Source organism: Lentilactobacillus sp. TOM.63 (genome assembly GCF_030361045.1).
GTDB classification, from domain to species: domain Bacteria; phylum Bacillota; class Bacilli; order Lactobacillales; family Lactobacillaceae; genus Lentilactobacillus; species Lentilactobacillus dabitei.
In genome coordinates, this window is record NZ_JAUCAP010000110.1 from 1 (window position 1) to 6,135 (window position 6,135).

The 6,135-nt window shown below is 34.7% G+C and carries 4 protein-coding genes and 1 pseudogene; all 5 read right to left on the reverse strand.

The annotated features are described in order from the left end of the window. Positions 1-422: 422 nt before the first annotated feature. The 5 genes and pseudogenes from QUF07_RS13020 to QUF07_RS13035 all read right to left on the reverse strand — a co-directional run bounded on the left by QUF07_RS13020 (position 423) and on the right by QUF07_RS13035 (position 5,932). Entirely contained in the window at positions 423-2,111 is a 1,689-nt protein-coding gene (locus tag QUF07_RS13020; RefSeq protein WP_260354636.1) for a DUF262 domain-containing protein, read from the reverse strand. 37 nt (positions 2,112-2,148) lie between these two features. Then, positions 2,149-2,488: pseudogene (locus QUF07_RS14190) on the reverse strand (hypothetical protein); the annotation flags it as partial. Positions 2,489-2,938: 450 nt separating this feature from the next. Then, entirely contained in the window at positions 2,939-3,385 is a 447-nt protein-coding gene (locus QUF07_RS13025; protein WP_065463728.1) for a universal stress protein, read from the reverse strand. 32 nt (positions 3,386-3,417) lie between these two features. After that, positions 3,418-5,013 (reverse strand): Nramp family divalent metal transporter, encoded by a 1,596-nt coding sequence (locus QUF07_RS13030; RefSeq protein ID WP_289427824.1) that lies wholly within the window; start codon positions 5,011-5,013, stop codon positions 3,418-3,420. Positions 5,014-5,482: 469 nt separating this feature from the next. Continuing rightward, entirely contained in the window at positions 5,483-5,932 is a 450-nt protein-coding gene (locus QUF07_RS13035) for a cupin domain-containing protein (protein ID WP_065493026.1), read from the reverse strand. Positions 5,933-6,135: the final 203 nt, after the last annotated feature.

Sequence of the window (6,135 nt, forward strand, 5' to 3'; positions counted from 1 at the left end):
GTCATTTTCAGAATGCCTCCGGATCACTTATATGTAACTAATAATAATCCAACTTTCAACCGAATACAATAGGGTAGACCCTATTGTATTTTTGCTTGGTGCTATCCCCCGTCTAAATCTCTGGTGCGGTGAAGTTAGTGGTCATAGCATCAACCAATTAGCCTAAAAAAATTTCCACTTCATCTACTGGTCCGTAAGACCGACAATGTGCTTTTACAGAAGCCTGTCATTGACTCACAACTACATTTGCCAATGCCTTAACTTTTTTGGAAGCAATCAACTCCGTCCGATGATTAACTTAGAACGACCATTTTTATTTACTAGGAGTCAAGTTTGCTTCATTTTCTTTAAAAAGTTGCATATGGTCAAGGAAACCCGACTGAAGACAACATAAGTCACTAACCTGTTTTAAATCAGATGTATTAAAGTCCTTTATTCCAAAACGATAATTTCATTTTCAACATCTTTTTTAATTTATCATCTCTTTCGGTTATATTCGAGATTCCCCATTCAGAACCCTGATATTGAGAAAGTTGTTTTACAATTTCAACTTTAGATACAGAATACCTTCCTTTTTTTTGTTCAAAATACTTATTTCCCGCTTGGATATTTAGCCTTTTTTCAAATGGGACTTTATTTCCCAGATGTTCAATATACGGTTGAACTTGGTCAAATGAATAGCCATATAAACTCGTTGTTTGCCATTTTCTAGGAAGAATATGCTCGACGTCCAATCTAAACGGTAGAAGTGTTCTTTGTTTGCTGTCATCGTAGGCAATGATCTTAAGTAGCATAGGTATTAGTTTTGCTGGTGGTTCAATCACGTTCTCAATTGCCTCTTCCAAGGAAGACTTGAAGCCACTAAAGTTAAGAGAATTGCTGAATATTGATGCATTTAAATTCATTATTGGTTGTTTTACTGCATTGACCGTTGGTTTGATAAGATATCCAGATACCAATACGCTTATAAATTTTTTTAAAAAAACGACAAATTCTTTTGTGAATTCAGGCTTATCATTCCCTTTAATCAGTAAATAAGTATTAATTGTGTATTTCCAATATTCATTTGGATAGCTTGTAAGTATATCCAGAAGTTGTTGCACTTCATTATTTTTATACCAAGTTGGACACTCTGCTATGTTTCTAGTGTTAATTGTTTCCCAAATATCCATTTCTCTTTCTATGTCACTCATTGTTCTTGACTGTCGTAACTTTTCCCAATTATTGCGTCCAAAATATTTGCGCAAAGCGGGACGACTAGTATCCTTATCATTATCTTCAGCTCTTAATGTAAAGGCATAATAGGCAAATAACGCCTGAATATTAATTCCAGCAGCCTCGGATCGTTCACTTACATCTTGCCACATAGAAATAAAAGGGGCCCTGAGATCGGCGCTAAGAGAGTTATATATCTTTGCTTTAAAAATATCAGCATCATTGAGCGGCATTCCTCTGTCATTTAGCGTTGAAAAAATAGTCAGAGCCGTATCTTGTGTGTCGGCTTCGATAGGTAACAGTATCGCATCTTTTAGAATGTGTACAATTAATTCGTAAAATTGAAATGGTTCTTCCTTAGCGTATCCATCAATAAGTTGACAAAATGTGTTGAAGTTATTGGAATAATTGTCTTTTTCAGATGAATCTGATTTTCCACTTATTAATATTGATTTTAATGTTTCATTACTTGATTCATTCAAGACTAAAGAACTAATAAGAACCTTTTTTTTGTTGGGTTCTTGTGTTATAGGATCAGTTTCCCATATGGTTTTTCCTAGTTGTGTTTGAAGCCCAATAACTTGTTTGTCTTTTTTCATAGACTCCAACTTAGAGTAAATTGCTCGCAACATTAAAAATAATGACGTTAACCTTTGTTGTCCGTCAATTATTTCCTGCTCGCCATTTTCGTTTTCATAAAAGACAATTGCCCCTAGAAAATATGTCTTTTCACTTCTTTGATTTGCAAAGTTGACTAAATCTTCCCACAATGTATTAATCTCATCTGTCGACCAAGCATACGGTCGCTGATATTCTGGAATCACAAACTCTCTTTTTGCACCGCTTGTGAGCATTTCTTCAACTGATTTTTTATTTACCTGAATTGATGTTGCCATATCTTAAACCTTCCCCTTTAATATTAATATTCTAATGCCACTTTGAAAAATTACCCGAAAGGTCACGCCAAGTACACCCATTCTTCATGGTATAAAGCAGTGCGCAAAAGATATCGTATAAGTCAATTTGTCTTAGTGCAGTGCTCTTGTGTGCGCCTTCATGGTAAATTCCGATGAGATTAAATTCCTCACGTGTAATATTGCTACCATGGTGATGCGTAAAAGATTACATAAGCTAACTCCAGTTTTTTATGTAAATTATACCTATAGTTTAGCTATTCTACAAAGATACTAAACAGCTTCTTACGAAAATTTTCTAAAGCTGGTCGAATTAATTCAAATTGTTGCCGAGTAATATTGCTGGGATAATTTTTCATAGCTTAAACTCGCTTTTTACATAGAAGTATATCAAAAATCATAGATCTTGGACAGCTTCTAAACAGGGGTTAGTTAACCGGCAAAAGCGCAATTAAAGGGCAGTTTCATAACGTTCGTTAATAAGTTAGTAATCGTGAATAATGACAGTTTAATGATATTACTAAAATAAACTAGCCTAAGGAACTTTTAACATGAACGACACGAAAAAACAAGCAAATATAAATCGATAATTCAGAACCCAAATAATGATTTTTGTTTAAATTCACCAACAATAGTTGAGGAGCAAACAGATGTTCTAGAGCCTCCAATATACTAAAAGACCCCTTCAACACTTAATTGAAGGGGTCTTTTAGGGGATTGGGAGAGTGACACTTTGTCGTGCATTAATTATCACTCTTAACCCAAAATAATTAAGGGTGCTTAGCTAAGCAAGAGAACCAACTATTAGTCTAGCGAACCACCATGACAGAAATCGGAGCATATTTAGCCATATAAGCCGCTTGCGAGCCAAAATACTTTTTAAGCCCCTTTTTAGCTAACGAACCAATTACTAATAGGTCTGCTTTGGCCGCAGGAATAACATTCTTAACAATAATTTCTCCAGGATCGCCTTCATCAACTACTGTATCGACTTGATCCACGCCTGCTTCTAAAGCTAACTTACGATAATGTTCAAGGTGTTCAACTAATTCTTTACGTTCTCCATGAACATAATCTTTATTTAAAGCTTGATAAACATTATCATCATCGTGTTCAAGAATTGAAGTGATAATCAAGGAAGCTTTGACTTGATAAGCTTCAGCAATTGCATACTGAAAAGCCAGCTGAGCATCTGGTGAATCATCTACACCCACTAAAATTCGTTGGAATTTTGTGTGCGGAGAATTATTAGACATAATAATATCCTTCCAATCTATTAGGTTCTAAATTACACATCTTCACTTTCATTATAATGTTCCGCAGTGGTTTCAAACCGTTTAGGCATTTTATTGCGACTTTTATATAAATCAACAACAGTCCAAATTAATAAGGCAACAATGCCAACAATAATGAGATAAGCAATCATATGAGCTAATGATACTTGACTTGCAGAAGGATTGGCACCGAAGAAAGCTATAATATTATCTGGTAATCCCTTCATATTCAAAATAGTTAAAGCAATAACTGAGAACCATCCTAATATTTTAACCCACAGAGTATTTTTAAAACGATCGCCCATTTCCTTGTTATTATCAGTCATCATTAATAATGGCAACATTGAAAATGGTAAGTCAAAGGCTAGAAAGACTTGGGAATTATTCATTAAGGTATTTAGTGCCTCATGTTGTTGAATTGGTGTTTCTTTACTAGTCATAGCTACACAAATTAATACGGGAATAACTGAAATTAGACGGGTAACTAATCGACGCAACCATAATGGCATCTTCATGTGGATGAACCCCTCCATGATGACTTGTCCAGTTAAAGTACCCGTGATCGTTGAATTTTGACCAGAAGCTAATAGTGCTACTGCAAATAAAATTGACAAAGCACCAGATTTAGCAACGGCAATTAAAATACCGTTACTTAAAACAGAGGAATCAGACAATGCTTGAAAGAGTCCAAAGAAAGAAGGATCCTTTACGGCACCGGTTTTAAACACAGCGACTCCCATGATTAATAACAGTGAGTTAACAACAAAAGCGAATGAAAGTTGAATGTTAGAGTCCCAAGTAGAAAATCTCACTGTTCGAGCAATATCATCTTGATCATTATGATCGACTTTTCGTGTTTGAGAAATAGCTGAATGCAGATAAAGATTATGGGGCATAACTGTCGCACCAATAATTCCTAAGGCCCCACTCAAAGGATTTTGACCACCAATATTAGGTGAACCGGCAAAAGTTTCACCAGTTGGAATCAATCCCTTGAAAACGCCAGCCCAATCTGGGTGTGATAAAGCGACTTCGTAAGCAAAGACAAACAAAATTACTAAAATTAAACAAACGACAATTGCTTCGATTTTGCGGAAACCGACTTTAGTTAATAATAGCAATAACAGAACATCAAACACAGTAATAAACACGGCATAGACTAATGGAATATGAAATAACAAATATAAAGCAATCGCGGCCCCAATAACTTCAGCAATATCAGTTGCCATGATTGCCAATTCTGTTAAAATCCATAAAACAATTCCTAAACTTTTACTTGTTCGTGCTCGTGTAGCTTGAGCTAAGTCCATTTGCGACACAATGCCCAGTTTAGCCGCCATATATTGAAGTAACATGGCAATTAAACTCGACATTAAGATTACGGACATTAATAAATATTGAAAATTTTGGCCACCGGTAATAGAAGTTGACCAATTACCAGGATCCATATAGCCTACCGCAACTAAAGCACCGGGTCCGGAATACATAAATAACGTTTTCCAAAAGCCTTGATCTTTTGGAACTGTAATTGATCCATTAATCTCCTCCAAAGAAGGACCATTTGCATAGTGAATCAAATGTTGCTTCTTTGGAGATTTATCTTTTACCATTTTATAAAACCTCCTTAAAATACATGCTAAATTTTATCACAATTTAGGCTAATGTAAATAGGATTTTAGGCAAAGCGAACTTTATTTTAAATAATTTATAATCATTTATAATTTATGCATCAAACTTAACTAAACGTTCTAAGAATAATTAAAAATTAAAGAGATAAGTAGATTATTTTTAAGAATATATCGAAATAGGTCTTAGAAAGATTTACAGACTTTATTTTGTGTAAAAAATAAAGAGCTGTTATAAAAATTCCACTAAAAATTTTTATAACAGCTCTTTACATATTTTGAAATTAAAAGGGTGGCACTATGTTCCACTCTTTCGGTTGTATAAGTCCCGATTGCTAAATGCAACTAAAAAATTATTAATTGCATAGTTCAGAAAAAATTCTAATTCAAATTATTTATCAAAGAATACCATTAGTTCTTGACATAAATCATATCTTTTGATAAATAATTTGTCTTATTCACCAGTACCCTCCAGAGGGCCCTCCTGCTTAATTGCATCGGCTTTAGTGGCTTCATTAGTTCCTTTTTGGTGCTTGACCGGTGAATAAATAGAGAAGACCTTCATGGTCTGTTTTCCAGCGTTGATCACGTTATGCCAAGTGTTATCAGGAACAACTACAGCCTCTCCCGGATGAATTTCCTGATCAATTGTTAAATGATCTTTATCTTTCCCCATTTTAACGTGGCCAATACCGGCTACTAAGTAAATAAGTTGATCATTACCATGATGAATTTCCATACCAATATCACCACCTCCGGCTGGAATAGCCATTAATGTGATTTGAAAATGATCCCCGGTCCACAAAGTAGTTCGATAATTTTCATTTTCCAAAGCAGCCGATTTTAAATCAGGTGCAAAGGGTGCTGGACCGTAGTCTCCTAAATCTGCGCTTTTTTCTAACATAATAAACACTTCCCTTCTAAGTGGAATTGTAACATAATTTTTTATTATTTGATATCATTTTAAGAGCACCAATGTTATCAGTTAATTTACCAATCTGAGTTCTAGTGACTAATAGCCAATAGGATTGTCTAAGAAGCTGTCTAAAATCTCTTAAGTAATAGTGCTAAAAACGCTAAAACGACCATTTGCAGACTGGTGGTTAA